The sequence below is a fragment of the Pseudomonas sp. BS3767 genome, from assembly GCF_900099665.1.
Lineage (GTDB): Bacteria > Pseudomonadota > Gammaproteobacteria > Pseudomonadales > Pseudomonadaceae > Aquipseudomonas > Aquipseudomonas cerasi.
In genome coordinates, this window is sequence record NZ_FNCX01000003.1 from 791,397 (window position 1) to 808,388 (window position 16,992).

The following is a 16,992-nucleotide window of genomic DNA, read 5'->3' on the forward strand; positions in this document are numbered from 1 at the left end:
CGCGCATCATGGCTTGAGGCGTTGTTCCCGAAGCATTCGCTCGTAGCGTCTGAAAGCGACTGCACTTTGTGAACTGGCCATGAACTGTCCGCACTGGCCGCGAGCTGTCTGCTCTGCGGTCAGGCGTGTTTCCGGCCTCATGTCACCTGCGCTTGTTACGTTTTCAGCGTGCTCCGTTGTCACCGAACACTGCGTAGGACGGCCTCCCGTCCTTGTGAATTGCGTTGGTCAGGGCCGGTTGTCAACCGTTGGTCCGCTGTCCGGCCGCTTTTGGCGGCGTTCGCGACTATAGCAGCAATCATTAAGTGCTTCAAATCCATAAAAAATTGTTATCATTTGCGGCATGACGAATATTGCCCCTCCAACCCCCGGCGTCCAGCTGGTTGAGGTTGCCCCGGAACTTGCCGGTCAACGCATCGATAATTTTCTGATCACTTATCTCAAGGGTGTACCCAAAACCTTGATTTACCGCATTTTGCGCAAAGGCGAAGTGCGTGTGAACAAGGGGCGGATCAAGCCGGAGTACAAGTTGCAGGCAGGCGATATCGTGCGCATTCCTCCTGTGCGCGTGCCTGAGCGCGACGAGCCTGTGCCGGTCGCGCAGGCACTGTTGCAGCGTCTCGAAGCTGCGATCGTTTACGAAGACAAGGCGCTTATCGTGCTCAACAAGCCCGCAGGTATCGCCGTGCATGGCGGCAGCGGCCTGAGTTTTGGTGTGATCGAAGCGTTTCGCCAGTTGCGCCCGGATGCCAAGGAGCTCGAACTGGTGCACCGTCTCGATCGCGACACGTCCGGTCTGCTGATGATTGCCAAGAAACGCAGCATGCTGCGTCATCTGCACGAAGCCCTGCGCGGCGACGGCGTCGACAAGCGCTACATGGCGTTGGTCCGCGGTAACTGGGCAACGGCCCTGAAGCAGGTGCGTGCGCCGCTGATGAAAAGCAACCTGCGCTCCGGCGAGCGCATGGTCGAAGTGAATGAAGAGGGCAAGGAGGCTCTGACGATTTTCAAGGTGCTGCGTCGTTTTGGCGACTTTGCCACCATGGTCGAAGCCAAGCCGGTCACCGGACGTACCCACCAGATCCGCGTGCACACCTTGCACGCGGGTCATGCGATTGCAGGTGACACCAAGTACGGTGACGAGAATTTCAGTCGCGAAATTCGCGATCTGGGCGGCAAGCGTCTGTTTCTGCACGCCTACATGCTGACGGTGCCGATGCCCGATGGCAGCAAGCTTAATGTGCAGGCGCCTGTCGATGACATGTGGGCCAAAACAGTGGAGCGTTTGAGTGCGCCGTGATTACGATCTGTTGATTTTCGACTGGGACGGCACACTGGCCGACTCGGTCGGGCGCATCGTCCTGTCCATGCGCACGGCGGCCATCGAGACCGACCTTGAAGTTCGTGACGATACGGCGATCAAGGGGATTATTGGCCTGGGGCTGCCCGAGGCGATTCGAACCCTGTATCCGCAGATCAGCGGTAATCAGCTGATCGATTTTCGGCAGCACTACGCGGACAGTTACATGGCGATGGATAACGTGCCGTCGCCGCTGTTCGACGGTGTGGTGGAGTCGATGCAGGCGTTTCGCGAGGACGGCTATCGTCTGGCGGTCGCTACCGGCAAGGCGCGTCGTGGGCTTGATCGTGTGCTGAAGGCCAATGGCTGGCAGGATTACTTCGATGTCACCCGGGCAGCCGACGAGACCGCCAGCAAGCCTGATCCGCTGATGTTGAACGAGATCATGGCGCACTGTGAGGTTACGCCGCAGCGTTCGCTGATGATCGGCGATGCTTCGTTCGATCTGCTGATGGCTCGCAACGCCGGTATGGATTCGGTTGCGGTGGGCTATGGCGCTCAGCCGCTGGAGTCGCTGCGTCAGTTCGAGCCGCGGCTGGCTATCGAGCATTTTTCCGAGCTGCGCACCTGGTTGAACGGGCGCAGCGTCTAGTTTTCGGGTTGGAGTGATTGGAACATGTCTGACGAATGGAAGGCACCCGTTTCGCAAGGCGCGGACGAGGGCATCAATGGCAGGGAAGAGGCGAAGAGCTGGAAGCTTCTTGAAAAGACGCTGCTGGCCAGTGTTCAGGAGCAGCGCCGCGCGCGTCGCTGGGGGATCTTTTTCAAGCTGCTGACGTTCGCGTTCCTGTTTGTTGCAGTGATCGTCCCGATGCTGGATTTCGAGGGCGGCACTTCTCGTCGTTCCAGCCACACTGCGCTGATCGATGTGCAGGGCGTGATTGCCGACAAGGAAGCGGCCAGTGCCGAGAACATTGTCACTGCGCTGCAGAAGGCCTTCGAGGATGAAAAGACCAAGGGTGTGATTCTGCGAATCAACAGCCCGGGTGGCAGTCCTGTGCAGTCGGGCTATGTCTACGACGAAATCCGTCGTCTGCGCGCGGCGAAGCCGGACATCAAGGTGTATGCGGTCATTACCGATCTCGGTGCTTCGGGGGCTTATTACATCGCCAGTGCCGCTGACCAGATTTACGCCGACAAGGCCAGTCTGGTGGGGTCGATCGGTGTGACGGCAGCAGGTTTCGGCTTTGTCGGTGCCATGGATAAGCTCGGCGTTGACCGCCGTACCTATACTTCCGGCGAGCACAAGGCATTCCTTGATCCGTTCCAGCCGCAGAAGGCTGATGAAACGCAGTTCTGGCAGGGTGTGCTGGACACGACTCATCGCCAGTTCATCGCCAGTGTCAAACAGGGTCGTGGCGACCGGCTGAAGGACAAGGATCACCCGGAGCTGTTCTCCGGGCTGATCTGGACCGGCGAGCAGGCTGTTGCGCTGGGTCTGGTGGATGGGCTGGGCAGTGCAAGTTATGTTGCGCGTGACGTAATCAAGGAAAAGGACATCGTCGAGTACACCGTCGAAGAGTCGCCTTTTGATCGCTTTTCGAAAAAACTCGGCACCAGTATCGCTGAGCGAATTGCCATGCTGGTCGGTTTCAACGGCCCAAGCCTGCGTTGATGGTTTGATGCAGAAATAAAGAACCCGGCCAATGGCCGGGTTCTTTGTCTGAGTCTCAGGGTACGCTGAGGCCTTCCTTTATTAGCATGTCCACCAGGCGTATCAGCGGCAGGCCGATCAGGCTGGTCGCATCGCTGCCTTCGGTGCTGCGAAACAGGCTGACGCCAAGGCCTTCTGCCTTGAAGCTGCCTGCGCAGTCATAGGGCTGTTCAGCATGCAGGTAGCGTTCGATGCTGGCCCGGTCGAGTTCGCGCATGTGTACTGTAAAAGGCACGCAGTCGACCTGGCACTCGCCGGTCGAGCTGTTGAGCAGGGCCAGACCGGTCAAGAAGGTCACGCTTTTGCCGCTCGCTGCCGTCAGCTGTTCCAGTGCGCGTTCGAAGCTGTGCGGTTTGCCCAGGACCTGTTCGTCAAGAACGGCGACCTGGTCGGAGCCGATGATCAGGTGGTGTGGATGTTCCGCGGCCAGCGCCTGGGCCTTCTCCCGGGCAAGGCGTTGTACGAGGTCGAATGCGGCCTCGTTCGGTCGCCGGCTTTCATCGATATCCGGAGACCTGCAGGTGAATGGCAGGCGCAGGCGGGCGAGCAGTTCGCGGCGGTATGAGGAGCTGGAAGCGAGGAGCAGGGATGGCATGCGGTTCTCCGTAGGCTGAGCGTTGATTCTAAAGAGTGGCCGGAGTGACGAACAGGCCTGAATTTCCTTTGACATGCCCGGGGGGCATCCCTAGAATGCTGCGCCTATGTTGAATGACCCGATTCCATCTCACGTTGACCCGCGCAAATTGTCCGATCGCGGCACTACCCTTCAGGGTGAAGTGCTGCTGGGCGATCTGAAGAGACTCTGCGACCCGCTGGCCGACACTGTCGGTACGGTGCAGGCGAAATTCGTTTTTGAGCGTGACGAACGCCGTTCTGTGGTTATCCACAGTTCGATAGACGTCCCGGTCAAGATGGTTTGCCAGCGTTGTCTTGAGCTGGTGACCCTGCCGATCCACAGCGAATGCAGTTACGCCGTGGTGAAGGAGGGTGCGAATACCCAGTCGTTACCGAAAGGTTATGACGTGCTGGAACTGGGCGAAGATCCTTTGGATCTGCTGGCATTGATCGAGGAGGAGCTATTGCTCGCCTTGCCCATTGTGCCTGCTCATCATCCTGAAGAATGCCAGCAACCGGCGGGTCTCGATGAGCCCGAACCGAGCGTGGACGAGGTAACGCGGTCCAACCCGTTCAGTGTATTGGCGCAGTTAAAGCGTGACCCAAACGTTTAGGAGTTAATCAATTATGGCTGTTCAGCAGAACAAAAAATCCCGCTCTGCCCGTGACATGCGTCGTTCGCACGACGCTCTTGAGGCAAGCACTCTGTCGGTAGAAAAGACCACTGGTGAAGTTCACCTGCGTCACCACGTATCGCCAGAAGGTGTATACCGTGGTCGTAAAGTGATCGACAAGGGCGCTGACGAGTAATTTCTTGTCCGCTCCGATCATCGCGATCGACGCAATGGGCGGGGACTTCGGTCCCCGCAACATTGTTCAGGCAAGCCTCGCGTGCCTGACAGCTACTCCCTCGCTTCACCTGGCCCTTGTCGGCCAAGCTCCCCTTATTGAAGAACTCGTCTCTGCTCATGAAGCCGTGGACCGTTCGCGCCTGCGTGTCGTTCATGCCAGTGAAACGATTGCGATGGACGAGCGTCCGTCTCAGGCGTTGCGTGGCAAACCTGACTCCTCCATGCGCGTTGCTCTCGAGCTGGTGGCCAGCGGTCAGGCCCAGGCCTGTGTCAGTGCCGGCAATACCGGTGCGCTGATGGCGCTTTCCCGGTTCGTGCTCAAGACCTTGCCAGGGATCGACCGCCCGGCAATGATCGCAGCCATTCCCACTTGCTCGGGTCATTGCCAACTGCTGGACCTGGGGGCGAACGTCGATTGCAGTGCCGAGGCGCTCTATCAGTTTGCAGTGATGGGTTCGGTGCTTGCCGAGATCCTTGGTGTCGCAACGCCCAGAGTGGCCTTGCTCAACGTGGGCACTGAAGACATCAAGGGCAATCAGCAGGTCAAGCGTGCTGCCGGTCTTTTGCAGTCTGCGTCGGGGCTTAACTACATTGGTTATGTAGAAGGCGACGGGTTGTACAGGGGGGAGGCTGACGTGGTGGTGTGTGATGGTTTCGTCGGCAACGTATTGCTCAAGTCGAGTGAGGGGCTGGCGACCATGATTGCAGCCAGAATCGAGGCGCTGTTCCAGCGTAATCTGCTCAGCAGGGCAGTCGGCGCGCTGGCGTTGCCCTTGCTGAAGCGCTTGCAGACCGATCTGGCACCCGCCCGTCATAATGGTGCGAGCCTGCTCGGGTTGCAGGGGGTCGTGGTGAAAAGCCACGGTTCTGCGAGTGTTTCAGGTTTTCAGAGTGCGATTCAGCGAGCGGTCGTCGAGTCCCGTGAAAACCTGCCAGAGCGTTTGAAGGGGCGGCTTGAAGCGATGTTTCAGGACGGCCGAACCTGAAAATGTGACGCATCAGACTGGTCAGTCATCCAACCGATCAGTCATGTAAATTAGAATTCCCGCGTTCGGCTTGTCCGGACGCCCATTTTGGCGACAATAATTCAGAGGCTTGTCAAATGTCTGCATCCCTCGCATTCGTCTTTCCGGGTCAAGGATCGCAATCGCTCGGTATGCTCGCCGAGCAAGGCGCGCAGCATCCGCTGATCCTCGACACTTTCGAGCAGGCTTCCGAAGCTCTTGGCTACGACCTGTGGGCATTGACTCAGAACGGTCCTGCCGAGCTGCTCAATCAGACCGACAAGACCCAGCCGGCCATTCTCACCGCTTCCGTTGCCTTGTGGCATGTGTGGCTGGCCGAGGGCGGTGCGGTTCCTGCGTTCGTCGCCGGTCACAGCCTGGGTGAATACAGCGCACTGGTGGCCGCGCAAAGCCTGAGCCTGGCCGACGCCGTGAAGCTTGTCGAGCGTCGCGGCCAGTTGATGCAGGAAGCGGTGCCAGCGGGTCAGGGCGGCATGGCCGCCATTCTGGGTCTGGATGATGCCGACGTTATCGCAGCCTGCGCCGAAGCGGCGCAGGGCGAAGTCGTCAGTGCCGTGAATTTCAACTCGCCGGGTCAGGTGGTGATTGCCGGTTCCGCCGAGGCCGTCAAGCGTGCCATGGAGCTGTGCAAGGCCCGTGGTGCCAAGCGCGCCTTGCCGTTGCCGGTCAGCGTGCCATCGCACTGCGAACTGATGCGCCCGGCCGCGGAACGTTTCGCCGAGGCTGTTGAGGCCATCGAATGGCAGGCGCCGGAAATCGCGCTGGTACAAAACGTCAGTGCCAGTGCTGTCAGTGATCTGGCGACGCTCAAGCGTGATTTGCTGGAGCAGTTGTACAAGCCGGTACGCTGGGTCGAATCCATTCAATGTCTGGCGAGTCGCGGTGCGACCCAGCTTGTGGAGTGCGGTCCGGGCAAAGTGCTGGCCGGTCTGAACAAGCGTTGCGCCGACGGCGTGATTACCTACAACCTTGATACCCCGGACGCCTTTGCCGCCGCGCGCGCGGCACTGGCCTGATTAGGAGAAGCCTGCATGAGCCTTCAAGGTAAAGTGGCACTGGTAACCGGTGCAAGTCGCGGCATTGGTCAAGCCATTGCTCTGGAATTGGGACGCAACGGTGCTGTTGTCGTGGGCACCGCGACGTCAGAGTCCGGCGCCGAGCGCATCAGTGCGACGTTCAAGGAAAACGGCATCGAAGGCTTTGGCCTGATGCTGGATGTCTGTGATGCCGAGTCTGTGAATTCGGTCCTGTCCACCATTCAGGAGCGCGTTGGCGCACCGTTGATTCTGGTCAATAATGCCGGTATCACCCGTGATAACCTGATGATGCGCATGAAAGATGACGAATGGTATGACGTCGTCAACACCAATCTGAACAGCCTTTTCCGTCTTTCCAAGGGCGTTTTGCGTGGCATGACCAAGGCGCGTTGGGGACGTATTATCAGCATTGGTTCGGTTGTGGGTGCCATGGGCAACGCCGGTCAAGTAAACTATGCTTCCGCGAAGGCCGGTCTGGAAGGCTTCAGCCGGGCTCTGGCCCGTGAAGTGGGCTCGCGGGCGGTCACCGTGAATTCGGTGGCACCGGGTTTCATCGACACCGACATGACGCGTGAGCTGCCTGAGGCTCAGCGTGAGTCACTGATTACCCAGATACCCCTGGGCCGTTTGGGGCAAGCCGAAGAGATTGCGCACGTAGTCGCTTTTCTTGCGTCCGAAGGCGCAGGCTACGTTACCGGGGCCACAATCCCTGTTAACGGCGGCATGTACATGAGCTAATGTGACGACCTGTTTCAAAAAAATGTCATACGAGCTGTCTAAAATCCGTTATAAAGCTGCAATCTATGAATGGGCGAAGGTACGGTTGGGTATAAGGGGAGAGCGTTAAGCTTGAAATTCGCAAAACCTCTTCTATACACTTACCCACTGGCCAGATGCCTGAACATTTCCACTAGGAGTTAAAACTAGGTATGAGCACCATCGAAGAGCGCGTCAAGAAAATCGTTGCAGAGCAACTTGGCGTCAAACCAGAAGAGGTTGTCAACACTGCTTCTTTCGTTGAGGACCTGGGCGCTGACTCCCTGGACACCGTCGAGCTGGTAATGGCTCTGGAAGAGGAATTCGAGACCGAAATCCCGGACGAAGAAGCGGAAAAGATCACTACCGTTCAAGCAGCAATCGACTACGTCACTAACCATCAGGCTTAAGATTTGTAGTCGCTGACTGCTGTCACGGGAAAACCGCACTGCTTTAATCGGCGTGCGGTTTTTTCTTTAAAAAACGCTGTGATTGTTCCGTAAACAAGAGAGAAGGAGAGTCCTGTGTCGCGTAGACGCGTCGTGGTCACCGGGATGGGCATGCTTTCGCCACTGGGCAATGACGTGCCCAGCAGTTGGCAAGGCATTCTGGCGGGCCGCAGTGGCATTGGCCTTATCGAGCACACGGACTTGTCAGCCTTCACCACCCGCTTCGGCGGCTCGGTCAAGGGTTTCAACGTCGAAGAATACCTCGCGCCCAAAGAAGCGCGCCGCCTCGATCTCTTTATTCAGTATGGCCTCGCGGCCAGCTTCCAGGCAGTGCGTAATGCCGGCCTTGAAGTCACTGATGCAAACCGTGAGCGCATCGGCGTTGCCATGGGTTCGGGCATCGGTGGTCTGACCAATATCGAAAACAGCAGTCGTCTGCTGCACGAGCAGGGTCCGGGACGGATTTCACCGTTCTTCGTTCCTGGCTCGATCATCAACATGATTTCCGGTTTCCTGTCGATCCATCTGGGCGCACAGGGACCCAATTACTCCATCGCGACGGCTTGCACCACTGCAACCCACTGCATCGGCATGGCCGCGCGCAACATCGCCTATGACGAAGCGGACGTGATGATCGCTGGCGGCGCCGAAATGGCCGCCTGCGGCCTCGGTCTGGGCGGCTTCGGTGCAGCGCGTGCGCTGTCGACCCGCAACGACGACCCCACCCGCGCCAGTCGTCCCTGGGACAAGGGCCGCGATGGCTTCGTCCTTTCAGATGGTGCCGGTGCCATGGTGCTCGAAGAGCTTGAGCACGCCAAGGCGCGTGGCGCGACCATCTATGCAGAGCTGGTCGGGTTCGGCATGAGCGGTGACGCCTATCACATGACCTCGCCACCTGATGACGGCGCCGGTGCTGCGCGCTGCATCGTCAATGCGTTGCGTGATGCCAGGGTCAATCCCGATCAGGTGCAGTACATCAACGCACACGGTACGTCGACGCCTGCAGGCGATCTGGCCGAAGCTTCTGCGATCAAATCGGTATTCGGTGATCACGCCTACAAGCTGGCAGTCAGTTCGACCAAGTCGATGACCGGCCACCTGCTGGGCGCCGCCGGTGCTGTCGAAGCGATCTTCAGTGTGCTGGCAATGGTTGATCAGGTGGCTCCGCCGACCATCAACCTGGATGAGCCAAGCGAAGGCTGCGATCTGGACTTCGTGCCCCACGAAGCGCGCCGCATGCCGATCGACGTCGTTCTGTCGAACTCCTTCGGCTTCGGTGGCACCAACGGCTCGCTGGTATTCCGTCGGTTCGCCGAGTAATGCCCGCCTGGGTCGATGGCTGCCCCGCAGACGCCTTGTCCCTCAAGGACCGGGGGCTGGCCTACGGCGATGGACTGTTTGAAACCATCGTCGTCAAGGCCGGGCAGCCATTGCTCCTGGAGCGCCATCTGCAGCGTCTCGAAAACGGATGCGCGCGCTTGTCGATCGCAACCGATCATGCGCTTATCCGTGCAGAAATGACCCGCTTCGCTGCAGAGCTTGGCGATGGGGTCATGAAGCTGATCCTTACCCGCGGCGACAGCCAGCGCGGTTACGCTCCAGCCCCCAATGCTCAATCGCGTCGAATCCTGCAGGGCGGCCCTGTGCCAGCCTATCCGGGTGTGCATGCCGAGCAGGGCGTGCGCCTGTTTGCCTGCCAGACGCGTCTGGCGGAACAGCCGCTTCTGGCTGGACTCAAGCACCTCAATCGTCTGGAGCAGGTACTGGCTCGCTCCGAGTGGAGTGACAGCCAGCACGCCGAGGGCTTGATGCGTGACACGTCCGGGCGACTGATAGAGGGTGTCTACAGCAACCTGTTTCTGGTCAGTCAGGGGCGTCTGCTGACTGCCGATCTCAGCCGCTGCGGGGTCGCCGGTGTGATGCGTGCCGAGTTGCTGGATCAGGCACCAAAGCTGGGGCTGGCTGTCGATATCCGTGACCTGCACATGTCTGACCTTGAATCGGCGGACGAAGTGTTTCTATGCAATAGCGTGTACGGCGTCTGGCCGGTTTGCAGCTTTGCAGCGTTGAACTGGCCGGTCGGGCCGCTCACCCGTAAACTGCAAGGTATTGCCCGCACCCTTCTGGATATCTGATTTTGATCCGAAAAATATTGGTGTTGCTGGAAACAGCGGTTGTCCTGGCAGGTTTGCTGCTCGGCTTTGCGTTCTGGCAGCAGTATCAGGCGCTGAACCAGCCACTTGAGGTGGCTCAGGAACAACTGCTGGACGTTCCTGCTGGTTCAACGCCGACCGGCGTACTCAATCGATTGCAGGCCGATGGAGTGATCAAGGACGCTTTCTGGCTGCGTCTCTACTGGCGTTTCAACCTGTCTGGGCAGGCGCTGCACAGCGGTGAATACCGCATGGTGCCGGGCATGAACGTCAAGGGCCTGTTCGACGTCTGGAAGCGCAAGGAGGTCGTGCAATACAGCCTGACACTGGTCGAAGGCTGGAATTTCCGCCAGGTGCGTGCTGCGCTGGCCAAGCAGGCCAAGCTCGATCAAACGCTGACAGGTCTGTCCGACAGCGAGCTGATGGCGAAAATCGGCCATCCCGATGTGTTTCCAGAAGGCCGCTTCTTTCCCGACACCTACCGCTACGTGCGCGGCATGACCGATGCCGAATTGCTCAAGCAGGCTTATAGCCGCCTGGAAGAAGTACTCGACGAGGAATGGAATGCGCGGTCGTCAGAGGCTCCCTATTCAAACCCTTACCAGGCGCTGATCATGGCGTCGCTGGTCGAGAAGGAGACCGGCGTACCTCAGGAGCGCGGCCAGATAGCCGGTGTGTTCGTGCGTCGCCTGAAGCTGGGCATGCAGTTGCAGACCGACCCGACCGTCATCTACGGCATGGGCGAGCGCTACAACGGCAAACTGACCCGCGCCAACCTCAAGGAAGCAACACCCTACAACACCTACATGATCGCCGGCCTGCCGCCGACGCCCATTTCGCTGGTGGGGCGCGAAGCGATTCATGCTGCGCTCAATCCGGTGGACGGCAGCAGCCTGTATTTCGTGGCCAAGGGTGACGGCAGCCATGTGTTCTCGGACGACCTGGATGCCCATAATGCGGCCGTGCGTGACTATCAGCTCAAGCGCCGCGCGGATTATCGCTCCAGCCCGGCACCTGCAGCACCGGCTACACCGGCACCGGCAACTGACTCGCCCTCTTCGGAAACCGTGCCTGCGGATGCTCCGGATGCGCCGCGGTCCGAGCCGAGTGCGCAATGATGACGATTAAGGATGACCTGTGACTGGCTTGTTTATCACTCTTGAAGGCCCGGAAGGTGCAGGCAAAAGCACCAACCGCGACTACTTGGCGGCGCAATTGCGTGCGCAGGGTATTCAGGTACTGCTGACCCGCGAACCGGGCGGCACTCCGCTGGCCGAGCGTATTCGCGAGCTGTTGCTGGCGCCCAGCGACGAGGCCATGAGCGCCGACACCGAACTGCTGCTGGTGTTTGCCGCGCGTGCACAGCATTTGGCCGAAGTCATTCGTCCAGCGCTGGCGCGTGGCGAGGTGGTGCTCTGTGATCGGTTTACCGATGCGACCTACGCCTATCAGGGCGGCGGTCGCGGCCTGTCCCATGAGCGTATTGCAGCGCTGGAGCAATTCGTTCAAGGCGACCTGCGACCTGACCTGACGCTGGTGTTCGACCTGCCCGTGGAGATCGGCCTTTCACGTGCCGCTGCACGCGGTCGGCTGGATCGGTTCGAGCAGGAAGGCCGGGCATTCTTCGACGCCGTGCGCAGCACCTATCTGGAGCGCGCCAAGGCTGAACCTGCGCGCTATCGCCTGGTAGACGCCGCACAGACCCTGGCCGATGTTCAGGCTTCCCTCGATACCTTGTTGCCTCAGTTGCTGGAGCTGCAACGTGGCTGAAGCCTACCCCTGGCAGGCTTCGCTCTGGCAGCAGATGGCCGGTCGCGCCCAGCATGCTCACGCCTATCTGCTGCACGGGCCGGCGGGTATCGGCAAGCGCGCCCTGGCTGAACGGCTGATGGCCAGCCTGTTGTGCAAGACGCCCGAAGGGCTTGATGCCTGCGGGCACTGCAAGTCCTGCCTGCTGCTGGCGGCTGGCAGCCATCCTGACAATTACGTGCTTGAACCGGAAGAGGCGGACAAACCGATCAAGGTCGATCAGGTGCGTGATCTGGTCAGTTTCGTGGTGCAGACCGCCCAGATGGGCGGGCGCAAGGTGGTGCTCGTCGAGCCGGTGGAAGCGATGAATACCAACGCCGCCAATGCCTTGCTGAAAAGTCTGGAAGAGCCGTCAGGCAATACCGTTCTGTTGCTGGTCAGCCATCAACCGAGTCGTTTGCTGCCAACGGTCAAGAGCCGCTGCGTGCAGCAGGCCTGCCCATTGCCTGGCGAGCAGATGAGTCTCGACTGGCTGAGCGGGGCCTTGCCCGATTGTACCCAGGACGAGCGTTTCGAGTTGCTGACGCTGGCCGCCGGGTCGCCGCTGGCTGCGGTGGCGCTGCATACGCAGGGCGTTCGCGAACAGCGCGCGCTGGTGGTCGACGGCGTCAAGAAGCTGCTCAAGCAACAACAGTCGGCTACCCAGCTGGCCGAGGGCTGGAAGGATATTCCGCTGTTACTGTTGTTCGACTGGTTCTGTGACTGGTCGCATCTGATCCTGCGCTATCAGATGACGCAGGACGAGGAAGGCCTTGGCCTGAGTGACATGCGCAAGGTGATTCAGTACCTGGCGCAGAAGTCTTCTCGCGCCAAAGTGCTGGATATTCAGGACTGGATTCTGGCGCAGCGTCAGAAAGTCATGTCCAAGGCCAACCTCAATCGGGTCTTGCTGCTTGAAGCGTTGTTAGTGCAGTGGGCAGGCCTGCCGGGACAGGCGTAGACTCTGCGTTATCCGGAACCGTTGAGGTGTTGTCATGAGTTTGCCGCCGAGCACAGGTCCACGTAATGGCATTCTGTCCCTGACCATCAAGGACAAATCCGTTCTCTACGCTGCGTACATGCCGTTCATCAGAAACGGCGGGCTGTTCATTCCGACCAGCAAAAGCTACAAGCTGGGCGATGAAGTGTTCATGCTGCTCAATCTGATGGACGAACCGGAAAAGGTTCCGGTAGCCGGCCGGGTTGCCTGGATCACGCCAAAAGGCGCCCAGGGCAATCGCACCGCTGGCGTGGGCGTGCAGTTCAATGACGGCGACAACACCGCCCGCAATCTGATCGAAACTTACCTGGTCGGCGCTCTCAAGTCCGATCGTCCAACCCATACGATGTAGTTGTGTTTTAACCCATGCTTGTAGATTCCCATTGTCACCTCGATCGCCTTGACCTTGCCCAGCACGATGGCTCTCTGGATGCAGCCCTCGATGCCGCCCGTGGCAGAGGGGTCGGGCATTTTCTCTGCATCGGTGTCAGCGCCGACAATGCGAGTGCGGTCAAGGCACTCGCCGAACGCTACGCGGATGTCGATTGCTCGGTGGGCATTCATCCGCTGGACGTGAAGCCCGGCGAAATGCCGCCCCTGGACTGGTTGCTCAAGGAACTGGATCACCCGCGGGTGGTAGCGATTGGCGAGACCGGTCTGGACTATCACTACGAACCTGAAGCGGCCGAGCTGCAACAGGCGTCTTTCCGGGTTCATCTCGAGGCAGCCAGAATCACTGAAAAACCAGTGGTCATCCACACTCGGGGCGCACGTACCGATACCCTCAGCCTGTTGCGCGAAGCCGCCTTGCCCCACGCCGGTGTCCTGCACTGTTTCACCGAAGACTGGGAGATGGCCAAGGCCGCGCTGGACCTGGGTTACTACATTTCGCTGTCCGGTATCGTGACGTTTCGCAATGCCGATGCCCTGCGCGACGTTGCCAGGCAGGTGCCCGCCGATCGTTTGCTGGTCGAGACCGACTCCCCGTACCTTGCACCGATCCCGTACCGGGGCAAGCCGAATCTGCCCCAGTACGTACGTGAGGTTGCCGAGTTTCTGGCCATGCTGCGAGGCGAGTCCTATGAGCGCTTTGCCGAGCAGACCACAGCCAATTTCGCTCGCCTGTTTCCGCTGGCGCACGTTCAGCGCTGACGGATACGGACGTCGACGGGCAGGCAAATCGCAGGCAAAAAAAACCCGGATTCTGGGGGGTGAAGCCGGGTTAAGACCATTAGGAGTAAAACAAAGGCGCGCTCTTCCTTTGGCACCTCTACTGCCGAGTCATTTGGGGAATGATAACGCGTCAGCAGCTTAAGTATTGTTCAGGACGGCGTAGCGTCCAGTGTCTTTTGGTCGTTTTTTAAACAGTTTTGGAATACTAAAGCGATCCTTGAGTGCTCGATGAACACTCTCATCGGGCGAAATACCAAGGTGTCGCAGTAATGGAGTGGTGGGGTGGAGTTTTCCAATGGTTTTCTGCTGAGTCTTTCCTTGTGCCTGGACATCGGTCTGGCAAACATCGCCATGATTACGCTGTCCATGCAGCGCGGTTTTTCCAGAGGCCTGTGGCTGGGCCTGGGAACCTGCGTTGGGGATCTGGCCTACGCAATCCTGGCCATGCTCGGCATGGCCGTGCTGCTGCAATATGAAGCCGTGCGCTACGTGCTCTGGATTGGCGGCACTGCGGTGCTGGCCTGGTTCTGCTTCAGGATGGTCATGAGTGCCACCGCCGTCAGCACCGGTCTCGGCAGCCAGGACGTTGCATCGGAAAAATCCAGCCTGGCGCTGTTCCTGCGCGGGATCTTTCTGGCGATGTCCTCTCCCAGCGCCATCCTCTGGTTTGCCGCAGTCGGCGGAGCGCTGATTGCCCGGCAAGGCTCTGATCTTGCCAGCGCTTCGACCTTTCTCGCCGGGTTCGTCGCCGCAGGCGTGGTCTGGTCGATCTCGCTGTGTGCGCTGGCTCACCAGGGAGGGCGTTTCATGGGCGAGCGAATGTTGCGCTGGTCTTACATAGCCTCGGCGCTGATCTTTGCCTACTTCACGTTGTATGTGGTGATCACGGGTTATATGGAATTTGTCGTCGCTGCCCCCGCGTTGCCAGCGCACTAGATTTCCAGCGCAGCGGAATGCTAGCGCGCGATGACCGGTGCGGATTTCCCGTGCGAATCGTTCATGCAGGTCGACAAGTATGGATGAACCGTGCAATTTAGCGCCGATTGGGCATAATACCCCGCTTCGATTTCGATCCTGACAGACCTCTCTATGCAGAAAGAACCTCGTAAGGTCCGTGAATTTCGCCGCCGTGAGCAGGAAATTCTCGACACCGCGCTAAAGCTGTTTCTCGAGCAAGGCGAAGACAGCGTCACTGTCGAGATGATCGCGGACGCCGTCGGCATTGGCAAAGGCACCATCTACAAGCACTTCAAGTCCAAGGCGGAAATCTACCTGCGCCTGATGCTCGACTACGAGCGGGACCTGAACGAGCTGCTGCATTCGGCCGATGTCGACAAGGACAAGGAATCGCTGTCGCGCGCCTACTTCGAATTCCGCATGCGTGACCCGCAGCGCTATCGTCTGTTCGACCGCCTGGAAGAGAAGGTGGTCAAGGGCAATCAGGTGCCTGAGCTGGTCGAAGAGCTGCACAAGATCCGCGCTTCCAACTTCGAACACCTGACGCTGCTGATCAAAGGCCGCATCAGTGAAGGCAAGCTCGAAGATGTCCCGCCTTACTACCATTACTGTGCTGCCTGGGCGCTGGTGCATGGCGCCGTTGCGCTGTATCACTCGCCGTTCTGGAGTAACGTGCTGGAAGACCAGGAAGGCTTCTTCCACTTCCTCATGGATATCGGCGTACGCATGGGCAATAAGCGCAAGCGCGACGGCGACGTCAGCGCTGAGCCCACGCCGGATCCCGCCGCCGAATAACCCGCCAGCCCGGTCTTGAGCGCCAGCTTCAAGGCTTTGATGGCGGCTGTGCCAGATATGGCGCGGAAGCTGCATCCGACGACCATTCGCCGGTTTTCCGTCACCGGTATTTGGGAGGGGATAATGCGTAGCCTGGTTATGCTGCTCGCGCTTCTGGCGTTGAGTGGCTGCATGAAAGTCAGTGACATGGGCGAAGGTGTTCGCGAGCAATTCAGCGACGCAGGTCTGCTCGACCATAGCGAAACCCGTCGTACTGCCAACTGGCGCGTGCAGCCTGACTCGTTCATTTACATCGCTCAGGGCGCCTTCGTGCCGCCAGGCAATGCCTATCCGCGCCCCAACGTGGTGGCTGAAGAAGCCTTCAAGGGCTTTATCGAGTACTTCCCGATGGTCCGTCGTGCCCGAGGCCCATTGGGGCTGGATGAAGCCATGGTCGAGGCGCGTGCTGCGGGCGCACATTATTTGCTCTATGCGCGTTTCGCCAAGGCTGACGACCGAATCGGCAATGGCGATCAATGGGCCGATCAGGAAGCGGTGGATCGTCTGGGCGTCGACAGCGGCGTCATTCAGCTGATGCTGATCGAGACCGGCACCCGCTACCTCATCGACAGCGCACGCATTCGCAGCCGTGGCGGATTGCTGACGCTTTACGACAAAAGCCCGGAAGATTTGCTGGGTCCGCCTCTTGAGGACTACGCTCGTACCTTATTGGGTGTCGAACGCTAGAGCTAAAGCTCGCATCAGGAGAGTGGAGTGACCGATTCAAACAAGGCGGGTGATCTGTTTGCACAGATCCCCAAAACCAAGGGGTTGCCGCCTGTTCATTTGTGGAATCCGGATTTCTGCGGCGATATCGACATGCGTATCGCTCGCGACGGTACCTGGTATTACCTGGGTACGCCGATTGGCCGCAAACCGATGGTCCGGTTGTTCTCGACCATCATGCGCCGCGACGGCGACGACTATTTCCTGATCACTCCTGTGGAGAAGGTCGGCATCACGGTTGATGATGCGCCTTTTGTCGCCGTCAGCCTTGAGGTGCTGGGGGAGGGTGAGGGCCAGGTGTTGCGCTTTCTGACCAATGTAGAGGATCAGGCCGAGGCGGGACCGGAACACCCTTTACGCGTTGTAACCGACCCTGATACCCAGGAACCGGCGCCCTACATTCACGTGCGGAGCAATCTGGAGGCGCTGATTCACCGCAATGTTTTCTATCAGTTGGTCGAGCTGGCCGTTTCCCGCGATATAGATGAACAGCGCTGGCTGGGCGTCTGGAGCCATGGCGTGTTCTTCCCGATAGGGCTCGAGCCTTGAAATACACACCTGATTGCCGGCTTGAATTGCCTGTCGGCAATGCGGCGGTTAAAGTGCCGCTCCCT

At 59.3% G+C, this 16,992-nt stretch carries 21 protein-coding genes; 20 read left to right on the forward strand and 1 reads right to left on the reverse strand.

The annotated features are described in order from the left end of the window. The first annotated feature begins 343 nt into the window (after positions 1-343). The 3 genes from rluC to sppA are packed head-to-tail and all read left to right on the forward strand — an operon-like array spanning position 344 to position 2,975. The gene (gene rluC / locus BLR16_RS12785; protein WP_003317474.1) at positions 344-1,300 is read left to right on the forward strand and encodes a 23S rRNA pseudouridine(955/2504/2580) synthase RluC; all 957 of its coding nucleotides are present in this window, start codon (positions 344-346) and stop codon (positions 1,298-1,300) included. Beyond that, positions 1,290-1,952 carry an HAD-IA family hydrolase gene (locus BLR16_RS12790; RefSeq protein WP_003430979.1) on the forward strand — a complete coding sequence of 221 codons (663 nt, stop codon included), beginning with the start codon at positions 1,290-1,292 and terminating at the stop codon, positions 1,950-1,952. Before rluC ends, BLR16_RS12790 begins: the two co-directional genes overlap by 11 nt. A 24-nt stretch (positions 1,953-1,976) precedes the next feature. Further along, positions 1,977-2,975 (forward strand): signal peptide peptidase SppA, encoded by a 999-nt coding sequence (sppA, locus tag BLR16_RS12795; RefSeq protein WP_003368394.1) that lies wholly within the window; start codon positions 1,977-1,979, stop codon positions 2,973-2,975. Positions 2,976-3,030: 55 nt separating this feature from the next. Here sppA and BLR16_RS12800 read toward each other — a convergent pair whose 3' ends face one another. Beyond that, a complete protein-coding gene (locus BLR16_RS12800) occupies positions 3,031-3,609 on the reverse strand; it encodes a Maf family protein (protein WP_003430981.1) in 579 nt (192 codons plus the stop codon). Between the two features lie 106 nt (positions 3,610-3,715). Between BLR16_RS12800 and BLR16_RS12805 the strand changes: the two genes are divergently transcribed. From BLR16_RS12805 to BLR16_RS12885, 17 genes are all read left to right on the forward strand, one after another. After that, a complete protein-coding gene (locus BLR16_RS12805) occupies positions 3,716-4,243 on the forward strand; it encodes a YceD family protein (RefSeq protein WP_002552687.1) in 528 nt (175 codons plus the stop codon). 13 nt (positions 4,244-4,256) lie between these two features. Then, positions 4,257-4,439, forward strand: coding sequence for a 50S ribosomal protein L32 (rpmF, locus tag BLR16_RS12810; RefSeq protein WP_003179396.1), 183 nt, complete (start codon positions 4,257-4,259; stop codon positions 4,437-4,439). 4 nt (positions 4,440-4,443) lie between these two features. Beyond that, positions 4,444-5,466, forward strand: coding sequence for a phosphate acyltransferase PlsX (gene plsX, locus BLR16_RS12815; RefSeq protein ID WP_074807856.1), 1,023 nt, complete (start codon positions 4,444-4,446; stop codon positions 5,464-5,466). A 116-nt stretch (positions 5,467-5,582) separates the two neighbouring features. Then, entirely contained in the window at positions 5,583-6,521 is a 939-nt protein-coding gene (gene fabD, locus BLR16_RS12820) for an ACP S-malonyltransferase (protein WP_025990978.1), read from the forward strand. 15 nt (positions 6,522-6,536) lie between these two features. Then, positions 6,537-7,280: a 3-oxoacyl-ACP reductase FabG gene (gene fabG, locus BLR16_RS12825; protein WP_003318510.1), complete on the forward strand. Its 744-nt coding sequence runs from the start codon at positions 6,537-6,539 to the stop codon at positions 7,278-7,280. Positions 7,281-7,471: 191 nt separating this feature from the next. Then, complete coding sequence (gene acpP, locus BLR16_RS12830; RefSeq protein WP_003368401.1) at positions 7,472-7,708, forward strand: acyl carrier protein; 237 nt, start codon at positions 7,472-7,474, stop codon at positions 7,706-7,708. A gap of 114 nt (positions 7,709-7,822) precedes the next feature. Continuing rightward, positions 7,823-9,067, forward strand: coding sequence for a beta-ketoacyl-ACP synthase II (fabF, locus tag BLR16_RS12835; protein WP_004408311.1), 1,245 nt, complete (start codon positions 7,823-7,825; stop codon positions 9,065-9,067). Further along, positions 9,067-9,882 (forward strand): aminodeoxychorismate lyase, encoded by an 816-nt coding sequence (gene pabC, locus BLR16_RS12840; protein ID WP_074807860.1) that lies wholly within the window; start codon positions 9,067-9,069, stop codon positions 9,880-9,882. Before fabF ends, pabC begins: the two co-directional genes overlap by 1 nt. A 2-nt stretch (positions 9,883-9,884) precedes the next feature. Next, a complete protein-coding gene (mltG, locus tag BLR16_RS12845; protein ID WP_054080808.1) occupies positions 9,885-11,018 on the forward strand; it encodes an endolytic transglycosylase MltG in 1,134 nt (377 codons plus the stop codon). A gap of 19 nt (positions 11,019-11,037) precedes the next feature. Next, the gene (gene tmk, locus BLR16_RS12850; protein ID WP_003368410.1) at positions 11,038-11,670 is read left to right on the forward strand and encodes a dTMP kinase; all 633 of its coding nucleotides are present in this window, start codon (positions 11,038-11,040) and stop codon (positions 11,668-11,670) included. Next, positions 11,663-12,649: a DNA polymerase III subunit delta' gene (locus BLR16_RS12855; RefSeq protein WP_003430998.1), complete on the forward strand. Its 987-nt coding sequence runs from the start codon at positions 11,663-11,665 to the stop codon at positions 12,647-12,649. Before tmk ends, BLR16_RS12855 begins: the two co-directional genes overlap by 8 nt. Before the next feature lie 34 nt (positions 12,650-12,683). Next, positions 12,684-13,040 (forward strand): PilZ domain-containing protein, encoded by a 357-nt coding sequence (locus BLR16_RS12860; RefSeq protein ID WP_003368414.1) that lies wholly within the window; start codon positions 12,684-12,686, stop codon positions 13,038-13,040. Positions 13,041-13,054: 14 nt separating this feature from the next. After that, the gene (locus tag BLR16_RS12865) at positions 13,055-13,840 is read left to right on the forward strand and encodes a TatD family hydrolase (RefSeq protein ID WP_003368418.1); all 786 of its coding nucleotides are present in this window, start codon (positions 13,055-13,057) and stop codon (positions 13,838-13,840) included. A gap of 303 nt (positions 13,841-14,143) precedes the next feature. Continuing rightward, complete coding sequence (locus BLR16_RS12870) at positions 14,144-14,797, forward strand: LysE family translocator (protein WP_003431000.1); 654 nt, start codon at positions 14,144-14,146, stop codon at positions 14,795-14,797. Positions 14,798-14,950: 153 nt separating this feature from the next. Continuing rightward, a complete protein-coding gene (locus BLR16_RS12875; protein WP_003368424.1) occupies positions 14,951-15,613 on the forward strand; it encodes a TetR/AcrR family transcriptional regulator in 663 nt (220 codons plus the stop codon). A 123-nt stretch (positions 15,614-15,736) separates the two neighbouring features. Continuing rightward, a complete protein-coding gene (locus BLR16_RS12880) occupies positions 15,737-16,339 on the forward strand; it encodes a DUF4823 domain-containing protein (protein ID WP_003318496.1) in 603 nt (200 codons plus the stop codon). A gap of 27 nt (positions 16,340-16,366) precedes the next feature. Continuing rightward, on the forward strand, positions 16,367-16,927 hold the full coding sequence (locus BLR16_RS12885; protein ID WP_003431001.1) for a DUF1285 domain-containing protein: 561 nt from the start codon (positions 16,367-16,369) through the stop codon (positions 16,925-16,927). The last annotated feature ends 65 nt before the right edge of the window (positions 16,928-16,992 follow it).